The following is a 25,211-nucleotide window of genomic DNA, read 5'->3' as shown; positions in this document are numbered from 1 at the left end:
GTGTGTTAAAGGTATACTTTTGCATATTAAGAGTGTACACTTTTAATATGCAAAAGTATACACTCTTATAAACGGGGAAATAAATTGTTAAGCAAACGGGTTAACAGTGTTAATTCTTATAAGTTATAGAACTTGTCGAGCAGTTTCTTTTTGTATATTTTGCTTACTTTTAGCTCTGTGACGGTATTAAAAGGATATAGCATAATGCAAGTACTATCTTGTATCATACTGAGGTAATTTATATTAATGATATAAGTTTTATGTATCTGGATGAACTCGGCGCCATAGTTTAAAATAACTTCTGCTGTCGTGTTGTGTTTTAAAATCACATGTCGGAAATCATCCAAGATGATTTCCCATAACTTACGTTCAGAATTATATCGGAAATATCCGATGTTCTGCGGTCTTAATATAACTTTATCATTTGTGATGGTCGTGATTAACAATGGTTTGTCTATCGGATAGTGCGGAGGAAGGACAGGCGGAAGTTTTGTGTTCTTTTTATTTAAATAGTAGCGATTCATGGCTAACAATAAATCGTCTTTGCTGACTGGTTTTAACAGGAAATCAAATGCCTGCATACGGAGTGCCTGCAACATGTATTTCTCGTAAGATGTATAAAATATGGTACTCATTTCCCAATCAATTTTAGGACGTAATGCTGCCAAAAACTCCAGGCCATTGATTCCCGGCAGTTCGATGTCAAGGAAAATTAGTTGAGGCTTATGTTTTAGAATGGCTTGTTCACCATCGTGACTGTTGAATGCGGTGGCTATGACATTTACATCCTGATAAGCTTTCAATTCGTTAGTCAGAACCGTCACGGATGGTTTGTCATCATCAATAATGATAACTTTTGTTGGGACACTCATGAGTTATTTCAGTTTATATTAAAATTATAATTATTGGGAATAATAAGTTGAGCGCAACATCCGGTTTCTCCCTTTGCATCCCGGTATTCTGTTAAATTGTAGCTCATCTGTTGTTTATTCCGCTCATTTAGTAATTGGATTGTTTGTGATACGACCCGTAAACCGGTTTGGGTTTTATGGTCTCTGTTCTGTAAGTTTAGAGGTTTACCGTTGTTGCGAACCTCAATATAGATGTCATTCTCTTTTTTGAATATATGTAATATTAATTTCTTTTCCATCCGGGCATCTATCTCGGCCGGTATGTCTTTCAGTCCATGTTTAATGGCATTTTCAACAAAAATCTGAATCATCATGGAGGGCAGTGTCACGTGTTCCGGTTCTATTCCTTCTTCCAAGATCGTTTCATATCTGAAATTTTCTCCCAAAGCTTCTCCCTCTATCTGGACATAAAGTTGTATAAAGTCCATTTCCTCTTTCAGGGATGTGCAGAATACATTGGCGAGGTTTTGCCCTTGTCGCAGCAAGTTGACTAATACATGAAGTTGTGTCGGCTTTCCTTGTTGCTGTGCCAGCAGTTCATGATTTAGAGCGTTGTATATGAAATGAGGTGTTATTCTGTTGCGTATATTTTCCATACGCAGTTCTACAATCCGGTGCAGCATTTGTTCTTCCTTGAATCTCATCTGCTTACGTCGGTAATAATATAATAGCACGAGTAATATCAGTATAGAAACGGATATGGCAAGCCATGTGTAAGTTTGTAAAAGTTGTGTTTCTTTTTCTCCGATATATAATTTCTGATTAAGAATTGTTGCGTCTCTTTCATAGCGCATTTGCAGATCGGCAGTTCTCATTCTTACTCGATCATCTCTCAGTGAATCATTCAATTCATTATATGCTTTTTGGTATTGAAATGCTTTTTTCCAGTCCGCTTGTTCGGTATAATATCTTTGTAAGAAATCTAACCTGGCTAAGATATGGTCGGGCTTAGTTCCTTCGGGGAGTGGATGCTTTTGTATGAGTTGCTCCGCTTGTTTATAATCTTTTTTTTGCATAGCCAATTCCATCTGTTGTGTATAGAGGTAGGGTAGAACAGTTTCACTTTGCATCTTTTGGAAAAAAGCAATATTGTCGAAAAGTAAGCTGTCCGCATTTTGGGGCTGATTCAGTTTGAGATATACGTCAACTATATTGCTATGGCATATATATTTTTCCCATTCAAGTTCTGGGTGCGCACGTAAAAAAGTGTCTGTTTGCAAGAATGTATTTAGGCAATTGAGATAATCCTTTTGGTAGTAATAATCATTTCCTCTATTGGTTAAATAATTAAATTTTTCGTGTGTCATCATAAGTTCCCATAATTCCAGACTTTTATCCAACCATATTTTGCTTTGCTTAAAATCGTGAAGGGTCGTATAGGTTGCTGCAAGTCCTCCATATAAAGGAACATAATTATCTTTAGCTGTATGAGCAGAATCGGCTAAATAGATAGCCTTTTTATAATAGAAAGCGCTTTGTGCCAATTCACCTTTTTGTCTATAGGCATCTGCCAGGTTGTTAAGACATAATATTTGTTGCTCAAAGTCCGGTTCTTGCTCTGCTACTTTACAGGCCTCTATGTTATAATAGACTAATGAATCCGGGTCTAAGTAAAATTGTGAATAGTAGGCTGCTTTGGTCTGCAGGCATTTTATGCGCATCTGATTTCGCCGGGAAGTAGCTGGTTGTCTGGATAAATAGTCCATTGTCTGAGCCAGATTATTAAGCATGGAATCCGGTTGTGACATGTAGAATAAGAGTATGACGTCATATAAGACAAAGTCATAATAATCGTCACTGTCTTTTGCCACATTTTTTCCTTTCAGAATGGCTTCTTTAGCAAAATTCACGTTGAAAGTTCTAATAGAATCGTGAATTTCTTGTTTGAGCATTTTTATTTCTGCTTGTTCATCAGGTGATGTCACCCCTATGTTTTTATGTCTCTGGCAGGCACCTGCCAATGTTGAGAGTGCGATAATAAATAAAGTTATTAGAATATATATACTTTTCATTAATAGTAGCTTTTGTTAGACTTTTATACGCTGTTTGAGTGCGAATTTATAAAATTTATTCCTTATAATTTCATTAACCCTGATTTATTATGTAGAATTGGAGACTTGTTATCCGGAATTTTCGACCTGTTGATTGTTCGTTTCGTCATTTCATGATAAAAAGTCGGGATGTGTAAATTATGTGTGTAAGGGCATTTTATACCGGACTTTTCCTTTTTGGAGGTATTCCTGTTTTTAATATTACTAAGTTGTTCCTTTTTAAGTACTACTTTCTGTTCATCAAAATTATTAATTTCTTAAATGTAAGAATACATGTTCTTGCACGCAGAGAATTTATTTTTTTATTTTCGTTACAATTAGTAGACATTTCCATTTTTTATGTTTATGCAGTTTGTTATATCTTATGGATATCAGTTTTGTTCTTCGGTGAGAAACATCTTGTTCCTCGTAGAGCAACGTCCCGATTATCGTAGAGAAACCAATCGAATCTCATAGAGAAAATAATGATTAATATAACATGTTGAAATTCAGCTGTTTGTATATGTATGGTAATGTTGGATATTTTTAATTTTTAAACCACCTTTTTATCTGTCTTTTTATCATTAATGTGTATCTGAAATCACGACATTTCTGTTGGCCGATTTATTGGCGATAATATTTGTTACTATGAAAAAGTGCTTCATAAAAAGATAAAAAAAGAATGCCTGTAGCTTTCTGGTTTGGGCGTTTTAATATTTTGACGATATATAAGCATAATCTTTCATTATTTTCAATATTCTGTTTCTGAAAAAAAAGTCCTGTTATCGTATATTTTAGTTCTGTTATTATTTATTTTCATCTTCTTATCTGATAAAGTAAAAAAAAGAGGTTTGTTGGTGGTGGATGCAATGTCTATATTTGAAGCAATTAAGTACTTTTTGAGGAATATTTTAATTTATAGAATACGATCATGAAACAAACTATTTTTCAGAGAAGTTTCCTACCTTTTACTTGTTGCTTATTTTTGTTTATTGCTAATGGCAGTGACATGCAAGCTCAAAAAAGAGTATCTGTCAACCCTATTGTAAGTCCTTCCATTAAGAATGTAGGATGGAGAGATTATAACACAACTATCGAAACTCCATTTTATCTGGAAGACTCCGGTGTAAATAAGTTAACGGCAAATTTGAGGGAAAAGGAGTTGATTTCTGTGCTACCTTCCAGTTATTGTGTAATTTCTAAATTTCAGAAGCGTTCCAATTCCAGTATGATGACATTTAATTTAGAAGCAAAATTGCAAAAGGGGAATTCTCTCATGTTTGATGCTGCTACTAATGTATATGTTATAATAGAGGAGAAAAAGAATTGTGCATTACCTTCCGGAAGACTTTCTCTTGCACAAGGGAGAGTGGTAAAAGGCCGTATCAGTATTCCGTTTACAGGTAGTCTGTCCGGGCGTAGTCAAGCAACTCTTTGTGTGGAAATAGGTTCGGATATCCACAAATTTGAGTTAACGGGGAAAACCGATAGTAAAGTTCAGGAACTGGCTGTTTTGCCTTATAATCCGGTATGGACAGAAAAACCAAAACAAGAAATCCCGCAAGATGATAAAAAGCAGGAGAAGATTGTGGCCGTAGCGGTTAAAAAGGCAGAAGACGTTACTAAAGATATTAAAACTGAATTAAAAGAAGATTTATCAAAAACAATAGCCGATTTACGTGCAAAAGATGAACTGTCGGAGAATACACAAGTCGATGTAAATGCAGAAGTAATGCCGGAAGTGAAGAAAGACGGTACGGTAGAGTATAATATGAAAGTTCGTTACGATGTACAAGTTGTTTCTGATTTTGTGAAAAAATTGAATATATCTCATACTACGGAAGATTGGCCTGCCGGTAAATATCGTCTGAAGGATTCACAGGCTGCACTTCAAACAGCCGGTATTATAAAAAGTACGGTAGAGTCTAAATTAGAAGAATATATTACTCCCGGAACGGAAGTTACAGTAAAGATTATTGGTGGTACCGATGGAACAAAGTTTAAAAATAGTGTTCCTTATGATGGTGCTTTTGGGAATATTAATGAAGCGGAGTGTTTTGTAAACGGAGCCTTTGCTTATGTGACGGTGACTCCCGAAACTGGAATAAGCAGTAATGAGCAATTGGCCTACCTTCGTACTTTGGATATTAAAAAATTTATGGAAAATCATATCGGGCAATTCCGGGTAGCAAATACGCATTATGAGCACTTTGCAGAAATAGCAGAAAATGTAGGTGCGCAGTATCGTAGAGTTGCGGTTGAAATTACGGTTCACAATGCTTTTAATAAAAAGTATCCGGAAATCGCTGCTTATAAAGAAAATGTCTACGAGCGAAATTCAGAAGTCGATAAGAATATTCCTGTAACATCGGTTAGTTCGAATGCTGTTGCAGTCATCATAGGTAATACGGAATATCAGGTTGCGACCGGTAAGCAAGGTACTACAAAAGTAGGGCCGGTAAAATATGCAGTAAACGATGCCAGTACTATGCGTGATTATCTGACACGGACATTGGGAGTGAACCAGAAGAATATTATTTTTAAAACTAATGCCGATAAAAAGGATTTTGATGATATTTTTGGAACAGATGACAAGGAAGGAGAAATTGCAGAGTTGGTGAAACGTACGGGTGCAAAAGAGGTCTATTTCTTTTATTCTGGTCATGGCTATCCTTTTATGGGTGAGCCTTATCTATTGGGAATACGTTCAAATCCCAAAAACTGTAAGGAGCAAGCCACTTCTTTACAGAGTATTTACCGTACATTAGGGGCTTTACCGGTCGAAAAGGTGAATGTGATAACTGATGCTTGTTTTTCCGGGCAAGAAATTTCAATGGAAGCTTCTGCCACCGAGTTTGCCCGGCGTCCGAAACCTGATAAACTTGCGAAATTCGTAATACTTTCGGCTGCAAGCGAAGAACAGTATGCCAATTGGTATAAAGATAAGAAACACGGACTGTTTTCTTATGTACTTTTTAAAGCTATGCAGGATAAGGAAAGATCCGATCTGAATGGGGATGGAGTACTTACATTTGATGAACTGTATAAATACTTGGCTGATAATCAGGAGTATGGGGTTCCTTATTTGGCGAAAGAACTGGAGGGGGAACAGGTTCGGCAGAATCCGGTTATTCAGGTTAGCGTTCGTGCTAAAGATGCATTTGTGAAGTATTAACCAAAATCGAGTATTAATTTACAATAATAAGAATAACAATGAAAAATATAAATAAAATAATCGGAATTATAGGATTGTTGTTTTGTGTGTTGCAGCCCATTTCGGCACAATTTAGGATGGGGATAGATTGGTCGTGTGGAATGCCTAAATCCTATTTTTACTCAACCCGCTATTACGATGATGAAGGCACTTATATGCCTACAGCACATGCCGGTTTTTCTTTTGAATACGTACTTCCACGGCATATAATGCCACTCTATCTGCCGCTTTCAATAAAAAGTGGAGTTTATTATGCTCATTATGAAGAGTTACCTTTGAATGAAGAATCGGAGAGTTATTATTATGGTGAATCTATATGGGGACAAGGTGTGGGGATTCCATTGGTCGGTGAAGTAAAATATCTGATTAATAATCATATACGTGTATATGCTAATGCTGGGGTAACGTTTAATGCTTTGTTTATAGATGATCCTTATTATAGCGGTTACGAAGGAGAAGAGGGAGGATGCCGTTTCAAAGTAGGAGGTACAACAGAGGCTGGTATTGAATTTCGTAATTTCCGAATCGGTTTTGGGTATCGTGGTTTGTTCTCCACTTTTTATGGTTATAAAAGTGATGGCGAGAAGAAAGCCGGCAGTGGTTTTGTCTCTATGGGATGGCGTTTTGGAGGTAACCGGCTGTTTAAGAAAAACTCTAAATTGAGTGTTTACTAATTAAATATTCAAGTAATGAAGAAAACGGCTGTTTTATTGATATTGTCATGGATTCAATATATTTATTCACCGGTGAGTGCTCAGGTCTTTCAGGGCACTCCACCGGCAGAATGGATTGAAGTATCAGGAGAAGCTTCTATAAAATTACCGCAAGAAGAAAAACTGGAGCACCAGGAATTGCTCCGTCTGGCTCAACAAACGGCAATTGAAAATCAGTTTGGCACATCTATTGTCTATGGAAATTTTATGAAGACTTACGAAAGTGAGTTGCAACATTATGAACATTTTGTGGATATGAAATCCCAGTTTGCTCAGGGAGTCTGGTGTAGTGATAAAACAGAACCCGTTTTCACTTCTCGGAAAACGGAAATATTAGGGGCGGACCGGAAAGGTAATTTTAAAAAGAAGATACCTGCTGTGGAATGGACTTGTGCGGTAAATGGTTATGCAAAACAGCTTCATCAGATATTACCCCGCTTTGAATTTAAAATACTGAATGATAAAAAGAATGTCGTAGTAGAGCAGAAAATCGGTTTGAATGGCAGTGAACTCATTGCAGGACAGGATTCTGTATTTCATCAAGGAGATTTGTTCATTACACAATTCCGTAGTTCGAAATCCGGTCATTTGGCTCTTTTTATGGATAATGGGGAAAAAGCCCAACGCATGTTGCCTTATTATGCTTATGATAATGTGGACGACGTATCTGTCAAAGCAAATCAATGGTACTCATTCTTTGATATATCGGAACCTTCCGGATTTCCAAAAGAGAATATTGATGAACTGGAATTGATTACAGATCAAAAATACGATGTCATTCGCATTTACTATCTTTTTTCGGAAACTCCGTTTACAAAAGATTTTTTCTTTTCATTGGCTGATGACGAAGGTATTTCCCATCCTGAGTTACCGAAAGGATATAGCGAATTACCGTCGGTGACTTCACAACAATTTGTTCAGTGGTTACAAGCCAATAGGATACGGAAAAAAGACTTGCAGATCAGCATAGTCGATTTAATAATAGATAATCATTAAGAAAATGAAATATGTAGGTTCTTTATTATTAGCTCTTTTCTTATGTCTATCGTTGCAAGCGCAAGACCAGGAAGAGGGCTTTTTCGTAGCACATCAATGTGCTACTTCGGCATCTTTGATGATTGCCAAACAGAAAGCATTACTCAACACCAAAGGTGAATTGGCTACTCAGATCAATGGAAAAATAACCAGTGTCAGCCAATCTTATCTGACGGAAGATTTGGGAAATGATATATTGAAAGAGGAATTTATCAATGAAAGTAAAATAGCTGCTCAAGTTATTCTAAAGAATATAGCTATTGCGGAAGAAATTCCGGTGAAAGAGAAAGACGGTAGATATACTGTGCACATTACGCTTAAAGTGAGAGAGACAGATGTGTTGGATGCGATCCGTAAACATGTTATGGCAAATGAAAGACTACAGAAGGTTTTTAAAAAGGAGAAGTTTGACGAATTGTGGAATGAATAAAAATAAAGTAAAAAGTTTTCATTTAGGGATTCTTATACTGGTGTGTGCAAGTCATCCATATACCTTTTGGTTGGGAAGAGGATTTAACTTCTGAGTATACACAGCAGATAAAATATATCTGTCTCATATTTAGTAAAGGATGTATAAGGAATAATTTTTGTGATATTTTAAAATTTGAAAATGTCATAGAAAAAAGACTGACCGGTGATTTAAGAATTGAAGAACTCTATAAGACGAACGATTATAATTTGGAACAGTGTATGTTAAGAAATTATAACCACGTTTTAATAGATGATGATTATCAGATAAATACAGACGATATATAGAGTTCTTGAAGCTTGGAGAATATGGTAAACTGGCGGTTAAGACAGTAGTTTGGTCTTTACTAAATGTGAAAGTTCTTTTTATTCATATTGAACTAAAATGAGGTGATAGTTTGAACCTATTAGGATTTAGGGGCAGATATGATTTTGAAAAATCGTGTGTTTATAGTATACAGGTCATTAAATTTAAGCTAAAAAATGCTTTTCTTTAAACTTTATTCTCTTTCTTTGTTCTTAATATAAAAGGACTTAAACTTTGAACGTATGAGAATAAAGCAGATTTGTATGATGGTATTGCTCTCTTTAGGGATAGCACCTTGGGCAAAAGCTCAAACATTTGACAAGTTATGGAAACAGGTGGAGCAGGCTGAACAGAAGAGTTTGCCACAAACAGTGATCCAACTGACAGATCGAATTTATAAAAAAGCGGAAACAGAGAGAAACTCTCCACAGATGTTGAAGGCGTATACGTGGCGGATGAAATACCGCGAAACGTTGACTCCCGATAGCTTTTATGTAAGTTTGAAAGGTTTGGAACAGTGGGCGGAAACAACGGATAAACCGATGGACCGTGCTGTTTTGAATTCCCTGATAGCCGGTATTTATGCAGATTATGCATCCAGCAATCGCTGGCAGATTCGTCAGCGGACGAATATTGTAGACGAAGCTCCCTCCTCCGATATACGGGAATGGAGCAGTAATATGTTCGTGCAACAGGTGATGAAATATACAGCCGGTTCTTTGCAGGATACGGGATTGCTGTTGAATACCTCTTCGCGCATTTATATTCCTTTTGTGAAACTCGGAGATACCAGTGAATACTATCATCATGATATGCTTCATTTGCTGGGTAGCAGAGGGGTGGATGCCTTGAACAATGTAATGGGATTGGATAAAGATTCTGTTGTACAGACATCGGTTGAAAACGTTTATTTAGGTATGCTCGATGCTTATGAAAAAGCCGGTATGGATGATGGTTATGTGCTCTGCAAACTCGATTATCTGAACTGGAAACGGAATTCGGATCCTACCTTTGTGCCTTATCGGGCACCACAGAATTTAATCGGGTTGACTCAAGATCCTTATCTGGCTGGCCTCGATAAACTGAAAGCTGATTTTAAATCGCATGATGTCTGTGCTGAGGTTTATCTGGCCAAAGCCCGCTATGCTGTGGAAAAACAGCAACAGGTGATGGCTTTGCAGATTTGTGATGAGGCTATCAGGCTTTATCCGGACTATAAACGCATCAATGCCTTAAAGAATTTGAAACAGGAGATTTTGAATCCGGCTTTGTATGTACGTGCCGACCAGGTTGTTTATCCGGATACTGATATGAAGTTGATGGTGAACCATAAGAATATAGATGGTTTTACGGTGCAATTATACCAATCGAAAAAGCGGGTGGCCGAACAGCATTATTCTTTATTGCGTCCTCAGAATTATCAGAATCAGGATACTGTATTTACGTTGAAAGCTCCGGCAATCGGAGAATATGTGATGCGTATCGTACCCGATGCCAAGGCACGGGAAAATAGTGAAAGCAAGCTGAGTGTTACCCGTTTTAAGGTATTGACACTTCGTTTGCCGGGAGACCAATACGAAGTGGTTGTCCTCGACTGTATGAGCGGACAGCCTGTGGAAGGTGCTGTTGTCACTCTTTATACAAACGATGAAAAGAAATTGACGGAGTTTACTACTGATTCCGAAGGAAAGGCAACATTCCCCTATAAACGTGAATACCGCTATTTAGTCGCTACCAAAGGCGATGATACCGCAATGCCCTTGCAAGGTATTTATGGCGGTAGTTATAATTACTACACGGATAAGAAACCGGTGAATTCGGTGAAACTTCTGACGGACCGTTCTCTTTATCGACCGGGGCAAACCGTATATGTGAAAGGTATTGCTTATGAGCAGGAACTGGATACAGCTAATGTCATTGCCAATCGCACTTATACGTTGACACTTACCGATGCCAATCGGCAGGAGGTTGGAAAGAAAGAGCTTCGTACCAATGAGTTCGGTTCCTTTGCTACGGAATTCACTTTGCCGTCCGTTTGCTTGAACGGTACGTTCACACTAACTACCGATGAAGGAATGACCACTATCCGCGTGGAAGAGTATAAACGACCTACTTTCGATATAACTTTTGATAAGATGACCGGGTCGTATAGCTTGGGTGATAAAATCGATGTGAAAGGAACGGTAGCCACCTTTAGTGGTGTGTCATTGCAGGATTTGCCTTTGAATTATACAGTTACCCGTTTTATGCGTTTTGGCTGGCAAGGAGCGCAGTTGGGCGCTGAACCTATTGCATCGGGCACCGTTTCACTGAATGAAGACGGACAATTCACGATTCCGGTATCCTTGAGTGGTGATAAAGGGTGCGATATGGGATATTATGTTTTCCAGATTCAAGCGACGGTTACGAATGTGGCGGGAGAGACGCAGGCTTCCACTTACAGTTTAGGAGTCGGAAACCGTTCAATGCTACTGGGAGCCGAGATACAGAATCCTGTTTGCAAGGAAGATTCCATCAAGCTGACTTTTAAAGCTACCAATCTTGATGGCCAGCCCGTTAGTGTAGAGGGTAACTACAAACTTTATCCCGTAGTCGGTGGTGCGAAGTCCGAAGAGGTGATGAAAGGCACTCCGGCTTATACGGGTACGTTTGTTTCCAATAAAGAGACGCTTCTTCCGGGATGGACTTCTGTGCCGTCGGGAGAATATCTGTTGGTTATGTCTGCCAAAGATGATCAGGGTCGTGAAGTGACGGGCGAAGAGGAAGTCATACTCTTCTCGATCAAAGATAAGCGCCCTCCGGTAGACAAGGCGATCTGGTATTATGCAGAAAATACCTCGTTTGATGCCGCTCATCCGGCTGTGTTCTATTTCGGAACTTCCAAGAAAGACGCGTATGTGATGATGAATCTGTTCAGTGGTAACCGGATGCTGGAAAGCAAGGTGCTTCGTTTGTCCGATTCAATTGAGCGTTTTGAATATCCTTATAAAGAATCGTATGGCAACGGGCTTTCCGCTACTTTCTGCTTTGTGAAGGATGGTTCCGTAAATCAGCAGACGGTAAGAATGACGAAACGCTTGCCGGATAAAACATTGACAATGAAATGGGAGGTATTCCGTGATAAACTGTGTCCGGGACAGGAAGAAGAGTGGAAGCTGACTGTCAAAAACCCGCAAGGAATGCCGGCCGCAGCTGAAATGTTGGCTACCATGTATGACGCTTCGCTGGATAAGATATGGAAAAATAATCAGAGCCTGAGAATCGGATACAACCTTTCTGTGCCCGTAACACGCTGGATGGATGGTTATTGGGGAATGAACTCTTATAATTATTGGTTCCCTTCCAAGAGCCTGAAGGTAGATCCGATGGCATACGACCACTTCGTGCTTCCATTCAATTACGTCAGTAATCTGGTTTTCGAAGAGGAAATGATACCCCTTTGTAATTATCGACAGAACGCAACGGTTGTTGGAAGCGCAAAGGTACGCGGAATGGCGAAAGCCGAGGCGGGTATGTCTATCGTCATCAGCGATAAAGCCGATGTTGAATATGCCGAAACGGCTGATGCCGACAGGGATACCGGAGCGGGAGAAACCCTTCCTGAGGCTACCGAAGAATTGCGTACCAATTTTGCCGAGACCGCTTTCTTCTATCCGCAACTTCGTACCAATGAGCAAGGGGAAGTTTCTTTCTCTTTCACCATGCCGCAGAACCTTACCCGTTGGAATTTCCGGGGATATGCGCATACCAAAGGAATGATGACAGGTATGATCGATGCTACTGCTGTGACCAGTAAGGACTTTATGCTGACTCCGAACTTGCCGCGTTTCGTCCGCGTGGGAGATAAAACTTCTGTAACCGCTTCTGTGGCAAACCTTACCGGAAAGAATATTTCCGGAACGGTTAGCTTTATTCTTTTTGACCCGATGACGGAAAAGGTGATCAGTACGCAGAAACAAAAGTTCTCTGTAGAAGCAGGACGTACCACGGGAGTGAGTTTCCTTTTTATTGTTACCGATAAATACGATGTATTGGGTTGCCGTATGATTGCCGACGGTGGTTCGTTCAGTGACGGCGAGCAGCACCTCTTACCCGTACTTAGCAATAAAGCGGATTTGGTGGAGACTGTGGCCATGCCTGTTCGCGGAGAAGAAACACGTACTTTCCCGCTCGATAAGTTATTCAATAATCACAGCAAATCGGCTACCGACCGTTGTCTGACTATCGAGTTTACAGGTAATCCGGCTTGGTACGCCATACAGGCATTACCATCGTTGGGTATGCCCGAGAACAATAATGCCATCTCTTGGGCTGCCGCTTATTATGCGAATACGTTGGCTGCCTATATAATGAATTCACAGCCACGCATCAAAGCCGTGTTCGATAGTTGGAAGTTGCAAGGCGGAACGAAGGAGACTTTCCTCAGTAATTTGCAAAAGAATCAGGAGGTGAAGAACATCTTGTTGTCTGAATCTCCTTGGGTGATGGAGGCCCGGACGGAAGAAGAACAGAAAGAGCGCATCGCTACTTTATTCGATTTGAACAACATTCGTAATAACAACATTGCTGCCTTGACCCGGTTAAAAGAGCTTCAGCAGTCTGATGGTTCGTGGGCATGGTATAAAGGTATGAACGGTAGTCGATTTATCACGAACTTTATTGTCGAATTGAATGCCCGTCTCGCTTTGCTCACCGGTAAACCGCTGGAAGGGGATGCCTTGACGATGCAGCGTTCTGCTTTCAGTTTTCTGAATAAAGAAGCGTTGGAAGAGTATAAGAATATCCGTAAAGCAGAGAAAAACGGAGAAAAGGTAAAAGGGCTCTCCGATGAGGCGTTGAAGTATCTCTACCTTGTTGCTATTTCCGGTGAAAAAATGCCGCTTGCCGATAATCAGACCGCTTACAATTACTTCTTGTCGAAAGTAGGGGAGACGCTGACCAGCCGTTCCATGGCTAATAAGGCACTTGCCGCCATTGTGCTGGATAAAGCCGGAAGGAAGCAGGAAGCATTGAATTTTATTGCTTCTTTGAAAGAGTTCTTGACAAAGACGGACGAACAGGGAATGTTCTTTGCTTTCAATGAGAATCCTTATACTTGGGGCGGTTTACAGATCCCGGCCCATGTCACGGTAATGGAAGCTCTTGAACTTGTATCCGGCGACTCCTCTACGGTGGAAGAAATGAAACTCTGGCTCTTGAAGCAGAAGCAAACGCAGGCATGGGATTCTCCGGTGACTACGGTAAATGCGGTTTTTGCCCTGTTGCAACGTGGTGTCAATCTGCTCGATAATCAAGGTGATGTACGTATTACTGTTGCTAATGAGGTATTGGAAACTTTGGCTCCTGCCAAAACGATTGTTCCCGGATTGGGCTACATTAAAAAGACTTTCACTGACAAGAAAGTGGTGGATGCCCGTAAGATAACTGTCGAAAAACGGGATACCGGTATCGCCTGGGGAGCAGTCTATGCACAGTATCAGGAAGATATCGATCAAGTGAAACAGCAAGGTAACGAACTGAGTGTAGAGAAGAAACTGTATGTGGAGCGTTTGGTGAATAATGTTCGTCAGCTACAACCGATAACAGCCGCTACGGAGTTGGCTGTAGGAGATAAAGTCGTTTCACGCCTTACGGTCCGTTTGGATCGTCCGATGGATTTCATCCAATTGAAAGACCAGCGTGCCGCCTGTTTCGAACCTATCGGTATGTTATCCGGTTATCGCTGGAACAACGGTTTCGGTTATTATGTCGATATCAAAGATGCTTCAACCAATTTCTTCTTCGATGGATTGGGCAAAGGTGTTTATGTTCTTGAATATAGCTATCGTATCAGTCGTGCCGGAATGTATGAAACCGGACTGGCAACCATCCAAAGTGCATATGCACCCGAATATGTTTCTCACTCCGCTTCGATGAAAGTGACGATAAAATGATTTACACTTGAAGGCCGGTTGTATTTGTCCGGATAGACAAGTTGTATTTTGAATCAAATGCCAATCAGTGCCGGTTACATTTTTGATGGATGTAACCGGCATTCTTTACCATCTACCCTTAATAATCCTTTCAATCCGTTCCTTTTCTCATTGAAAACTCCTACATTTGTGCTCCAAATATAATATGTAGAGCATGAAACGCAGTATATCCTTTATAATTACCCTTTTTATTATTACTTTGTCTGTCATTGCCCAACCTCGTCTTTCTTCCAATAAAGAGACACATAACTTCGGGCAGATAGAATGGAAACATCCTGTAAATGTGGAGTATACCATTACGAATACCGGAGACAAGCCTTTGGTATTGACCAATGTTACCACTTCTTGTGCCTGTTCCGTTGCCAGTTGGACGAAAACGCCCATCGCTCCCGGTGAGAAAGGAACGGTTAGTGCTACTTTTGATGCGAAGGCACTCGGACATTTTGAGAAAACTGTGGGTATTTATAGTAATGCACAACCCAGCCTTGTCTATTTGAAATTTGTAGGCGAGGTAGTGCAGGAAGTTACTGATTTTACGAAGACACATCCTTATGCTATCGGTTCCATTCGTTTGGACCGGAACGAATTTGCCTTTCCGGATGCCCATCGTGGTGAAGAACCGACTCTTACGTTTAGTGTCGTAAATCTGTCCGATCGTCCATACGAACCGGTATTGATGCATCTGCCTCCTTATCTGAAAATGGAAAAGAAACCGAATGTGGTTCTGAAGGGAAAGAGGGGGACTGTCAAGCTGACCCTTGATACCAAGCAATTGACCGATTTGGGATTGACGCAGGCTTCTGTCTATCTGGCCCGCTTTGCCGGTGATAAGGTCAGCGAAGAAAACGAGATTCCCGTATCAGCCATTCTTCTTCCCGATTTCTCCGGAATGACGGAACAGGATAGTTTAAATGCGCCTGCCATTCGTCTGTCTGAGACAGATATCGATCTCAGTGCCCGTCTCGCGAAAAAGAACAAAGCTTCTCATGATATTGTTATTACAAATGCAGGGAAAGCACCTTTGCAGATAAGTAAGTTGCAGGTATTTAATTCTTCGGTAGGAGTGAGTCTGAAAAAGACAGTCCTTCAGCCGGGGGAAACGACTAAGTTGCGGGTAACCATCCATAAAAAGAATACAGGAAAGAAAAAGCATCACCTGCGCATACTGATGATAACCAATGACCCGGCACAGCCGAAAGTGGAAATCAACGTAAAACGATAACTTAAATATCACCATCATGGAACATCCGGAAAACAGCGAAGAGTATAAAGGGTTGGTTGTTAATAAAGGTATTGAACAGCCTTCGTCGGTAAATCCTTATTTGAAACGTAAACCTAAAAAACGACAGCTTTCTGTGGCCGAGTTTGTGGAGGGAATAGTAAAAGGTGATATAACTATTCTCAGTCGGGCAGTAACGTTAGTAGAAAGTGTGCGTCCCGAACATCAGGCTGTGGCGCAGGAGGTGATAGAGAAATGTCTGCCTTATTCAGGTAACTCTATCCGTGTCGGTATCAGTGGTGTTCCGGGAGCCGGTAAGAGCACTTCAATCGATGTGTTCGGTTTGCATGTACTCGAAAAAGGAGGAAAATTAGCTGTATTGGCCATCGATCCGAGTAGTGAACGTAGCAAAGGGAGTATCTTAGGTGATAAAACCCGTATGGAGCAATTGTCTGTACATCCCAATTCGTTTATTCGTCCAAGCCCCTCTGCCGGTTCGTTGGGAGGGGTAGCCCGTAAAACCCGTGAAACGATTATTTTGTGTGAGGCGGCCGGTTTCGATAAGATCTTTGTAGAAACAGTAGGCGTAGGGCAAAGTGAAACGGCTGTACACTCTATGGTGGATTTCTTTCTGCTGATTCAGTTGGCCGGCACGGGTGACGAACTTCAAGGCATCAAACGTGGTATCATGGAGATGGCGGACGGTATTGTGATAAATAAAGCCGATGGTAGCAACATAGACAAGGCCAAACTGGCAGCGGCACAGTTTCGTAACGCTCTTCATCTTTTCCCTGCTCCTGATTCCGGTTGGACACCTCAAGTATTGACCTATTCCGGTTTTTACAATCTGGGCGTAAAGGAGATTTGGGATATGATATACCAGTACATCGATTTTGTAAAAGAGAACGGCTATTTTGAGTATCGTCGTAATGAGCAAAGTAAGTATTGGATGTACGAAAGCATTAACGAACAGTTACGTGACAGTTTCTATCATAATGCCAAAATAGAATCTATGTTGTCAGAGAAGGAACAGCAGGTGTTAGGAGGGAATCTGACCTCGTTTGTGGCTGCAAAAACATTGCTTGATACTTATTTTGACGAATTGAAGAAATAGATAATAATGTGCCAATGGATCAATATGCCAATGTGCCAATTACCTGCGTTATCATTCCGCATGGTAAATTGGCACATTGGCATATTGACCCATTGGCATATTATTCAATTGATACATTATTTAGATTCTAATTTGAAAAGAAAATTGTACCTTTGCACCCCCAAAGAAAATTAATTATTTCTATTTACAAGATGACGGATAATAAGATAATTGAGCAGGAAGAAACTTTATTGTTGCGACGTAAATTGGATCTTTTGTTGCGTACAGGTAAGTTACTGGTGGAGAGTGCGGCGGATACAAACCGTGTAGTGAGGAATATGAAACGTGTAGCTGCTTATTTGGGGCTACCGGAAGAAAAGCTTCATATTGATGTCAGCTATACGATGTTGATGGTTAATGTAAGTGATGAAGCACATTCTTTTTCTAAATTCCAGAAATGTGAGAAGCATGGGATTAATATGACGGCCATTTCTGCTATCAGTAAATTGTCGTGGCGTGCTATCGAACAAGACTATTCTTTGGATGAATACGAGAAAGAGTTGGAAAGAATTTCCCACACGCCTCGTAATTATGTTCCATATCTGGTAGCGGTGGGAGCCGGTTTTGCATGTGGTGGCTTTTGCAAATTGTTCGGCTGTGACTGGATGGCTTTTCTTTTAGCATCAATTTCTGCATTTGTCGGTTTTCGCGTACGTGCCCGTTTTATCGAGTTTGGTGTTAATGTATATATGAGTATTGCGATTGCCGCTTTTGTATCTACTTGTTTGGCTTATGCCAGTTCATTTACCGGATGGTCTTCTACTCCTTATCATCCGCTTTTAGCTTGTGCCTTATTTATTGTTCCGGGGGTTCCGTTGATAAATTTTGTTGACGATATGATAGACAATTATTTGCTGGTGGGTATTACCCGTGCGGCTAATACGGTTATGATGGTGGGGGCTATGGCTTTTGGTATTGTATTGGCTATCCGTCTGTGTGTTATGGAGGATGTGACTATCGACAAGAAATTCAGTGAATTAAGTATGATTCCCCATGATCCTTATTATGTATATGCCATTGCTGCCGCTATTGCGGCTATGGGATTTTCCATGATTTTCAATATCCAGCGTCGTTTGCTTTGGGTGGTGGCTATAGGAGGTATTATTGCCGTATGTACCCGTAACTTTGTGAATTTTGAGTTGGGATTCGGTCCGGTAATAGGTTCGTTTATGGGAAGTTTTGTAGTCAGCCTGATTGCTGTTAAAGCTGTACATTGGTTTCATGTTCCCAATCACGTATTGACCATTCCTTCGGTTATCCCGATGATTCCCGGTGTATTGATGTATCGTTCCTTGCTTGGCTTTATTGACATGCATGGGGTTGTAGGAGAGGTGACGGTTGCTTTCTTCAACGGTATCAATTCCGCTCTTATCATTCTTTGTATAGCATTGGGAGTTGCTGTTCCTAATATCTTTGCCCGTCGTTATATTGCTAAAGACCGCCAAAAGTGCCTGGAAGAAGAGTTGAAAAAAAGAAAGGCACGCGGTAAGTTTATAGAGTGGTGAGAATTAGTAGTCAGTAGCAAGTAGTCAGTAGTTAGAATCTATGCAGTGTGTCAACGTGGTTATCCGAAAGGATTCTAACTACCAGCTACTTACTACTTGCTACTTACTACTTACTACTGATTACTAATTCACACCTCTTTCCCCGCCTTCTCAAAGTCCGCCCTCGACTTGCTTTGGGTCACAATATATACTCCCAAGAATACGAGTCCGATAGCTATTCCTTTTTGCCAGCCGAAGGTTCCGATACCCATGATTACGGCAGCGATGGATGCGATGATAGGTTGTACATAATTGTACATGCTCACTACTGTAGGACGAAGTAATTTTTGTGCAGTCATCACACAGATATAAGCTATGAAGCTTCCTCCCAATACGACATAAAGGACTTGCCAGATAGCAAGCGTTGAAATGGTGCTCCATTCGATAGCAGCCACATCGTGATAGGAGAAAGGTATGTAACACATCGATGCATAAATAAACATCCATTTATTGATGGTTATTGCCGAATATTGTTGGGTAAGTCCTTTGAAAACTGTTAAATAGATTGAGAAACTAAGCTGTGCCAGCAGGCAGAGAAGGTCTCCCCAGATACTGCTGTTTCCGTTTCCGGAAGTTTGGCTGCCCAATATTAATATCAATGCCCCCATCGCTCCGACAAAGATACCGAGAACTTTCTTGTTGGTGACCGGCTCTTTCAGATAGATGGCTGCCACGATCATGGTAATAATAGGCAAGGTTGTTGTTACGATAGAGGCGTCGATGGGGGAGGTGAGGGACAATCCGAAGATAAAAACTCCCTGGTTGAAAACCAGTGCAAATAAGGACGCGAAAAATATTTTAAGCATATCCTTATGATTCACATACTCCTGTTTACAGAAAATGGATAGAATCCAGAAAGCGGCCGCCGCACCTACCATTCGAAAAGTGGTGACAGAGAGGGCTGAAAACTCTTGCAGAGCAAATTTACCGATGGGAGCCATTAGACCCCACATTACATTGGCAGTTAGGGCAAACAGATGTCCTTGTACGTTCTTGTTGATATTCATCTTTTCGTTACCTTATATTGAAAACTGCCGCAAAGGTAACCAATTTATCATTTGAATTGTTTATATTTGCCTTGATATAAAGCAATAATAGCATGGAAAAACAGGCCAATTATATCAGACGCATTGAAATAGACGGATTGTGGGGGCGGTTTAATATTGCCTGGGATTTGCGTCCGGACGTGAATATCCTTTCCGGAATCAATGGTGTCGGTAAAACAACGATTCTGAACCGTTCCGTCAATTACTTGGAAGAACTATCCGGTGAAATGAAGAATGGTGTAAAGCAGGGGGTACATATTTATTTTGATGATCCGGAGGCAACTTATATCCCTTATGATGTGATTCGCAGTTACGACCGTCCTTTGGTTATGGGTGATTTCACAGCCCGGATGGCAGATAAGAATGTAAAGTCCGAACTCGACTGGCAACTTTATCTTCTGCAGCGCCGCTATCTGGACTATCAGGTGAATATAGGAAATAAGATGATCGAACTCCTGGCCGGTAATACGGAAAAGGGACGGGAGGAAGCTGCCGGCTTATCATTGGCGAAGAAACGTTTTCAGGATCAGATAGACGAACTCTTCAGTTATACCCGGAAGAAAATAGACCGTAAGCGAAATGATATTGCTTTTTATCAGGATGGGGAGTTGTTATTGCCCTACAAGCTTTCTTCCGGTGAAAAGCAGATGCTTGTTATCCTGCTGACTGTGTTGGTACAGGATAATGAACATTATGTTCTTTTTATGGACGAACCGGAAGCATCACTTCATATTGAATGGCAGCAAAAACTTATTGCCATGATCCGTGAATTGAATCCGAACGTACAAATTATCCTTACTACCCATTCGCCTGCCCTTATAATGGAAGGGTGGCTCGATGCAGTGACCGAGGTGAGCGATATAACAACGAATATGGCTGACAAACCTATTTAGTTGAAAGTCTTATTTAGTTGAAAGTTGAAAGTTGAGAGTTGAAAGTTCTGAATAAACATTCGATAGGTTGTGAAAATAAGCGGTGCAACCAAATTATAAACTATAAACTATAAATCATAAATTATAAACTGTCCCTATGGCTCAAACTTTACGCGACAATCTTACATCTTCTTACTTCAATGCTGCAAACAGGCTGTATTCCAAGAAAGCCCGCCGAAGGATTGTAGCTTATGTGGAGAGTTACGATGATGTACCTTTTTGGCGTACCCTGTTTGAAGAGTTTGAAAATGACGAGTGTTACTTTCAGGTAATGCTTCCTTCGGCTACTTCTTTGGCGAAAGGGAAGAAGATGGTATTGATGAATACATTAAATACGGCTGAACTGGGAAAAAGTCTCATAGCTTGTGTAGACAGTGACTATGATTTTCTCTTACAGGGTGCTACTGCCACTTCTCGGAAAATAAACCGTAACAAATATATCTTTCAGACTTATACCTATGCGATCGAGAATCATCATTGCTTTGCAGAGAGCTTGCATGAGGTATGTGTACAGGCCACATTGAATGATCGCTCTTTGATTGATTTTGCAGCTTTCATGCGAAGGTATTCTCAGATAGCTTATCCTCTTTTTCTATGGAATGTATGGTTTTACCGGCAACATGATACGCATACCTTTCCAATGAGTGATTTTAATTCATATATTCGTTTGATGGATGTAAGTTTGCGGCATCCGGAGCGAAGTTTGGAAGCCATGCAAAGGGTGGTGTCGGCTAAATTGTCTGAACTGGAAACGCGTTTCCCGTATTATATCAGTCAGGTGGATGCTTTGGGCACTGAACTTGAGAAGTTGGGGTTGGTACCGGAAACCACATATTTGTATATTCAAGGGCATCATATTATGGATAATGTGGTAATGAAACTTTTGATACCGGTTTGTACTGCTTTGCGCAGAGAGCGGGAACAGGAAATAAAGAAATTGGCCGAACATGATGAACAATTCCGCAATGAACTGACTTGTTATCAGAACAGCCAGATAAATGTGGAGATTATGCTGAAGAAAAACAGTGCTTACAAAGCGCTGTATCTTCATCAATGGTTGCGTGATGATGTAAGAGAATTCCTTGAGAAAGGATGAATGATAAACAAGGCGTTTTGCTGTTGCCTTATTAAAACAGCAACTGAAAAACAGTTTAATGGAACAAGTTACAGGCTTTATTAATGAAATTCTCCTGTCGTGGGGATTTAGTCAGTCGTGGGCTGATGATTTAACGAGTGGCATTATTTTAGTTGTAATTCTTGCAATTGCTTTTCTGGGAGATGCTATTTGTCGTCATATTATTCTGACAGCTGTTGCCAGACTTGTGAAAAAGACCAAGGCGACGTGGGATGATATTGTTTTCGACCGTAAAGTGCTGACTCATGTCAGTCATTTAGTAGCGCCGATTGTGCTATATATATTGTTGCCGTTGGCGATATCCAATTTGGGGCTGTTAAGTTTCATACAGCGTATTTGCATGATTTATATCATTGCTGTATTTCTGAAGTTTATCAGTTCTTTATTGACTGCGCTTTTTCATGTATATAGTGAGAAAGAGCAGTTTCGCGACCGTCCTCTGAAAGGTTTGTTGCAGACGGTGCAAGTTATCCTTTTCTTTATTGGCGGTATAATTATTGTCAGTATTTTGATTGATAAGTCACCGATGGTTTTGCTTACCGGTCTGGGTGCTTCGGCTGCTGTCTTGATGTTGGTATTTAAAGATAGTATTATGGGCTTTGTCTCCGGTATTCAACTCTCGGCTAATAATATGTTACGGGTAGGCGATTGGATCCAGATGCCGAAATATGGTGCTGATGGTACGGTGATTGAAGTGACTTTGAATACGGTGAAGGTACGGAATTGGGACAATACTATTACTACCATTCCTCCTTATGCCCTTGTCAGCGATTCTTTTCAGAATTGGCGCGGCATGCAAGAGTCCGGAGGACGTCGTATCAAACGTTCTATCAGAATCGATATGAACAGCGTGAAGTTTTGTACCCCGGAAATGCTTGCTAAATACAAGAAAATACAGTTATTGAAAGATTACATTGAGGAGACGGAAAAGGTAATAGAGGATTATAATAAAGAACATGGAATAGACAATTCCATTTTAGTGAATGGGCGTCGTCAGACGAATTTAGGGGTATTTCGGGCTTATCTGACGAATTATTTGAAGAGTCTGCCTACGGTGAATCAGGATCTTACTTGTATGGTACGTCAGTTGCAGCCTACCGAGCAAGGTATTCCTCTCGAACTTTATTTCTTTTCTGCAATTAAAGCTTGGGTACCTTATGAAGGGGTACAGGCCGATGTCTTCGATCATGTTCTTGCCATTATTCCGGAATTTGATTTACATGTGTTTCAGAATCCTACAGGTGAAGATTTTAGGGAGTTGAGTAAGAGAAACTAAGAAAAGTGTTTTATATTTGTGGCTGATAATACTTTATTAGCCATGAATGCACAACAGAATCATATCATCCGTGAAATAACCCCACTATCTGATAAGGATTGCTTTTATATTGCCGAGCGGCATAAAACGGAGTTTACGTATCCTATTCATAATCATGCAGAGTTTGAATTGAACTTTTGTGAGAAAGCTGCCGGTGTGAGGCGTATTGTTGGCGATTCAGCTGAAGTAATCGGAGAATATGATCTGGTATTGATTACGGGTAAAGATCTGGAACATGTTTGGGAGCAGAATGAATGTAACTCAAAAGAGATACGGGAGATTACGATTCAGTTTTCTTCTGATCTTTTTTTCAAAAGCTTCATTCATAAGAATCAGTTTGATTCGATTCGCCGGATGCTGGAGCGCGCTCAGAAAGGACTTTGCTTTCCTATGTCTGCCATATTGAAGGTATATTCCATGCTCGATACACTGGCTTCCGAGAACCAGGGATTTTATGCCGTACTGAAGTTTATGACCATTCTTTATGAACTTTCTCTTTTCGAAGAAGAGGCCCGTACATTATCCAGTTCTTCATTTGCAAAGATCGATATTCATTCTGACAGCCGGCGGGTACAGAAGATACAGGAATATATCAATTTACACTATAAAGAGGAGATCCGCTTGAATCAGTTGGCGGACATGGTGGGTATGACTGCCGTTTCTTTTAGCCGCTTCTTTAAACTGCGTACCGGAAAAAACTTGTCTGACTATCTTATCGATATACGCCTTGGTTTTGCGTCCCGGTTATTGGTGGATTCTACTATGTCAGTGGCTGAAATCTGTTATGATTGCGGTTTTAATAACCTTTCTAATTTTAATCGGATATTCAAAAAAAAGAAAGAGTGTTCACCTAAAGAATTTCGGGAAAATTATAGAAAGAAGAAGAAAGTGATTTAGCGATAAGTGATTAGTACCATTCGGAACATAGCGCGTAGCTACTAATCACTTATCACTAAACTGTTAATCACTGATGATTCTCCTCTCTTCTTCCGTAAACGAAGTATTGTTTATTGCTTTCAGATTATCTTCTAATTGTCCGACCGAGCTTGCTCCGATAATGACTGAAGTTACTAAATCGTCTTTTACTACCCATGCTAATGCCATTTCAGCCAAAGTTTGTCCCCGTTGTTCGGCTATTTCATTCAGAGTTTTGATCTTGCATAATACTTCTTCTGTCAACTGTTCTTTTTTAAGAAAACCTCCACGGGCAATCCGGGAATCTTCCGGAATTCCGTTAATGTACCGGTTGGTCAACAATCCTTGTGCTAACGGAGAGAAAGCGATGAATCCCGTACCGTTTTCTTTGGCTTGTTGCAGAATGCCCTCTTCTTCCGGTTCGCGGTTGAACAGATTATATCTTCCTTGATAGAGCAGGCAATGTACATCTCTCTCTTCTAAATATTTGTAAGCAAATTCTGCAGCCTCTTTCGGGTATTTGGATATGCCTACATACAATGCTTTTCCTTGGCGGACGATATCTGCTAATGTTTGAAGCGTTTCTTCAAGTGGAGTAATCGGATCATAACGATGTGAATAGAAGATATCCACATATTCAAGGTTCATACGTCTCAGGCTTTGGTTGAGGCTTGCCATCAAGTATTTTCGTGATCCCCATTCACCGTAAGGACCGGGCCACATATCATGTCCGGCTTTGGTGGAGATAAATAGTTCGTCGCGGTAAGGCATGAATGACTTTTTCATAATTTCTCCGAAGGTTTCTTCTGCCGAGCCATAAGACGGACCGTAATTATTTGCCAGGTCGAAGTGGGTGATTCCTTTGTCAAAGGCATAATGAGCCATTCGTTGGCTATTTGAAAATGTGTCTACATCTCCGAAATTATGCCATAACCCCAGTGAAATTTCTGGAAGCATAATGCCGCTTTTTCCGCAACGACGGTATTTCATACCATTCTTGTATCTGTCATTGTCGGCTGAATAAACAGGTGCTATCATAATTCTATTTATTGGGTTTATATACCATTTATGGAAACAAAGATATACGTTTTCAGGAACAATATACTCGAATAATCTTTCTATTTATTCAGTAATGCTTAAGAAATAACTTGGTACCTATTGTTCCGGTTGACCGGGTCATTTCATTTTGAAACTTCTCCTAAGGGACGATTTTGCCCATCGGGATATATTATTCACATAGGATTTATCCCCTTCACCGATTTCACCTTCTTTAATCAAATTCCCTATCCATCGGTGATACAG

The 25,211-nt window shown here is 40.4% G+C and carries 16 protein-coding genes; 12 read left to right on the top strand and 4 right to left on the bottom strand.

What is annotated here, in order from left to right; translation table 11 throughout:
* Positions 1-116: 116 nt before the first annotated feature.
* Together HMPREF1532_RS05095 and HMPREF1532_RS05090 are read right to left on the bottom strand one after the other, a co-directional pair.
* Positions 117-872 carry a LytR/AlgR family response regulator transcription factor gene (locus HMPREF1532_RS05095; protein ID WP_005925767.1) on the bottom strand — a complete coding sequence of 252 codons (756 nt, stop codon included), beginning with the start codon at positions 870-872 and terminating at the stop codon, positions 117-119.
* Between the two features lie 8 nt (positions 873-880).
* Positions 881-2,923 carry a histidine kinase gene (locus HMPREF1532_RS05090; RefSeq protein ID WP_005925766.1) on the bottom strand — a complete coding sequence of 681 codons (2,043 nt, stop codon included), beginning with the start codon at positions 2,921-2,923 and terminating at the stop codon, positions 881-883.
* 949 nt (positions 2,924-3,872) lie between these two features.
* Here HMPREF1532_RS05090 and HMPREF1532_RS05085 point away from each other — a divergent pair.
* The 8 genes from HMPREF1532_RS05085 to HMPREF1532_RS05045 all read left to right on the top strand — a co-directional run bounded on the left by HMPREF1532_RS05085 (position 3,873) and on the right by HMPREF1532_RS05045 (position 18,527).
* Positions 3,873-6,116, top strand: coding sequence for a caspase family protein (locus HMPREF1532_RS05085; RefSeq protein WP_005925761.1), 2,244 nt, complete (start codon positions 3,873-3,875; stop codon positions 6,114-6,116).
* A 38-nt stretch (positions 6,117-6,154) separates the two neighbouring features.
* Positions 6,155-6,829 carry a hypothetical protein gene (locus tag HMPREF1532_RS05080; RefSeq protein WP_005925758.1) on the top strand — a complete coding sequence of 225 codons (675 nt, stop codon included), beginning with the start codon at positions 6,155-6,157 and terminating at the stop codon, positions 6,827-6,829.
* Between the two features lie 15 nt (positions 6,830-6,844).
* Positions 6,845-7,864, top strand: a complete 1,020-nt coding sequence (locus tag HMPREF1532_RS05075; RefSeq protein ID WP_005925755.1) for a hypothetical protein — start codon at positions 6,845-6,847, stop codon at positions 7,862-7,864.
* Between the two features lie 4 nt (positions 7,865-7,868).
* Positions 7,869-8,333: a hypothetical protein gene (locus HMPREF1532_RS05070; RefSeq protein ID WP_005925752.1), complete on the top strand. Its 465-nt coding sequence runs from the start codon at positions 7,869-7,871 to the stop codon at positions 8,331-8,333.
* Positions 8,334-8,920: 587 nt separating this feature from the next.
* Positions 8,921-14,611, top strand: coding sequence for an alpha-2-macroglobulin family protein (locus HMPREF1532_RS05060; RefSeq protein ID WP_044097422.1), 5,691 nt, complete (start codon positions 8,921-8,923; stop codon positions 14,609-14,611).
* Positions 14,612-14,804: 193 nt separating this feature from the next.
* A complete protein-coding gene (locus HMPREF1532_RS05055) occupies positions 14,805-15,872 on the top strand; it encodes a DUF1573 domain-containing protein (RefSeq protein ID WP_005925747.1) in 1,068 nt (355 codons plus the stop codon).
* Between the two features lie 16 nt (positions 15,873-15,888).
* Positions 15,889-16,983 carry a methylmalonyl Co-A mutase-associated GTPase MeaB gene (gene meaB / locus HMPREF1532_RS05050; protein WP_005925745.1) on the top strand — a complete coding sequence of 365 codons (1,095 nt, stop codon included), beginning with the start codon at positions 15,889-15,891 and terminating at the stop codon, positions 16,981-16,983.
* 191 nt (positions 16,984-17,174) lie between these two features.
* A complete protein-coding gene (locus HMPREF1532_RS05045) occupies positions 17,175-18,527 on the top strand; it encodes a threonine/serine exporter family protein (protein WP_007478719.1) in 1,353 nt (450 codons plus the stop codon).
* A 128-nt stretch (positions 18,528-18,655) separates the two neighbouring features.
* Here HMPREF1532_RS05045 and HMPREF1532_RS05040 read toward each other — a convergent pair whose 3' ends face one another.
* Positions 18,656-19,573, bottom strand: coding sequence for a DMT family transporter (locus HMPREF1532_RS05040; RefSeq protein ID WP_005925739.1), 918 nt, complete (start codon positions 19,571-19,573; stop codon positions 18,656-18,658).
* 92 nt (positions 19,574-19,665) lie between these two features.
* Between HMPREF1532_RS05040 and HMPREF1532_RS05035 the strand changes: the two genes are divergently transcribed.
* The 4 genes from HMPREF1532_RS05035 to HMPREF1532_RS05020 all read left to right on the top strand — a co-directional run bounded on the left by HMPREF1532_RS05035 (position 19,666) and on the right by HMPREF1532_RS05020 (position 23,891).
* Positions 19,666-20,505 (top strand): AAA family ATPase, encoded by an 840-nt coding sequence (locus HMPREF1532_RS05035; protein ID WP_005925736.1) that lies wholly within the window; start codon positions 19,666-19,668, stop codon positions 20,503-20,505.
* A gap of 136 nt (positions 20,506-20,641) precedes the next feature.
* Positions 20,642-21,640, top strand: coding sequence for a DUF4435 domain-containing protein (locus HMPREF1532_RS05030; RefSeq protein WP_005925733.1), 999 nt, complete (start codon positions 20,642-20,644; stop codon positions 21,638-21,640).
* A gap of 58 nt (positions 21,641-21,698) precedes the next feature.
* Positions 21,699-22,955, top strand: a complete 1,257-nt coding sequence (locus HMPREF1532_RS05025) for a mechanosensitive ion channel family protein (protein ID WP_005925730.1) — start codon at positions 21,699-21,701, stop codon at positions 22,953-22,955.
* A gap of 42 nt (positions 22,956-22,997) precedes the next feature.
* Complete coding sequence (locus HMPREF1532_RS05020) at positions 22,998-23,891, top strand: AraC family transcriptional regulator (RefSeq protein WP_005925727.1); 894 nt, start codon at positions 22,998-23,000, stop codon at positions 23,889-23,891.
* A gap of 63 nt (positions 23,892-23,954) precedes the next feature.
* Here HMPREF1532_RS05020 and HMPREF1532_RS05015 read toward each other — a convergent pair whose 3' ends face one another.
* Positions 23,955-24,947, bottom strand: a complete 993-nt coding sequence (locus tag HMPREF1532_RS05015; RefSeq protein ID WP_005925723.1) for an aldo/keto reductase — start codon at positions 24,945-24,947, stop codon at positions 23,955-23,957.
* Between the last annotated feature and the right edge of the window lie 264 nt (positions 24,948-25,211).

Origin of the sequence: Bacteroides salyersiae WAL 10018 = DSM 18765 = JCM 12988 (assembly GCF_000381365.1) — a bacterium.
In the GTDB taxonomy this organism is placed as follows: Bacteria; Bacteroidota; Bacteroidia; order Bacteroidales; family Bacteroidaceae; genus Bacteroides; species Bacteroides salyersiae.
Note: the sequence above shows the minus strand (reverse complement) of the source record. Positions and strands in the feature narration are given on the sequence as shown.

Coding starts and splice junctions, on each gene's coding strand:
- HMPREF1532_RS05095 (WP_005925767.1), bottom strand. CDS start 872: ATGAGTGTCCCAACAAAAGTTATCATTATTGATGATGACAAACCATCC.
- HMPREF1532_RS05090 (WP_005925766.1), bottom strand. CDS start 2,923: ATGAAAAGTATATATATTCTAATAACTTTATTTATTATCGCACTCTCA.
- HMPREF1532_RS05085 (WP_005925761.1), top strand. CDS start 3,873: ATGAAACAAACTATTTTTCAGAGAAGTTTCCTACCTTTTACTTGTTGC.
- HMPREF1532_RS05080 (WP_005925758.1), top strand. CDS start 6,155: ATGAAAAATATAAATAAAATAATCGGAATTATAGGATTGTTGTTTTGT.
- HMPREF1532_RS05075 (WP_005925755.1), top strand. CDS start 6,845: ATGAAGAAAACGGCTGTTTTATTGATATTGTCATGGATTCAATATATT.
- HMPREF1532_RS05070 (WP_005925752.1), top strand. CDS start 7,869: ATGAAATATGTAGGTTCTTTATTATTAGCTCTTTTCTTATGTCTATCG.
- HMPREF1532_RS05060 (WP_044097422.1), top strand. CDS start 8,921: ATGAGAATAAAGCAGATTTGTATGATGGTATTGCTCTCTTTAGGGATA.
- HMPREF1532_RS05055 (WP_005925747.1), top strand. CDS start 14,805: ATGAAACGCAGTATATCCTTTATAATTACCCTTTTTATTATTACTTTG.
- meaB (WP_005925745.1), top strand. CDS start 15,889: ATGGAACATCCGGAAAACAGCGAAGAGTATAAAGGGTTGGTTGTTAAT.
- HMPREF1532_RS05045 (WP_007478719.1), top strand. CDS start 17,175: ATGACGGATAATAAGATAATTGAGCAGGAAGAAACTTTATTGTTGCGA.
- HMPREF1532_RS05040 (WP_005925739.1), bottom strand. CDS start 19,573: ATGAATATCAACAAGAACGTACAAGGACATCTGTTTGCCCTAACTGCC.
- HMPREF1532_RS05035 (WP_005925736.1), top strand. CDS start 19,666: ATGGAAAAACAGGCCAATTATATCAGACGCATTGAAATAGACGGATTG.
- HMPREF1532_RS05030 (WP_005925733.1), top strand. CDS start 20,642: ATGGCTCAAACTTTACGCGACAATCTTACATCTTCTTACTTCAATGCT.
- HMPREF1532_RS05025 (WP_005925730.1), top strand. CDS start 21,699: ATGGAACAAGTTACAGGCTTTATTAATGAAATTCTCCTGTCGTGGGGA.
- HMPREF1532_RS05020 (WP_005925727.1), top strand. CDS start 22,998: ATGAATGCACAACAGAATCATATCATCCGTGAAATAACCCCACTATCT.
- HMPREF1532_RS05015 (WP_005925723.1), bottom strand. CDS start 24,947: ATGATAGCACCTGTTTATTCAGCCGACAATGACAGATACAAGAATGGT.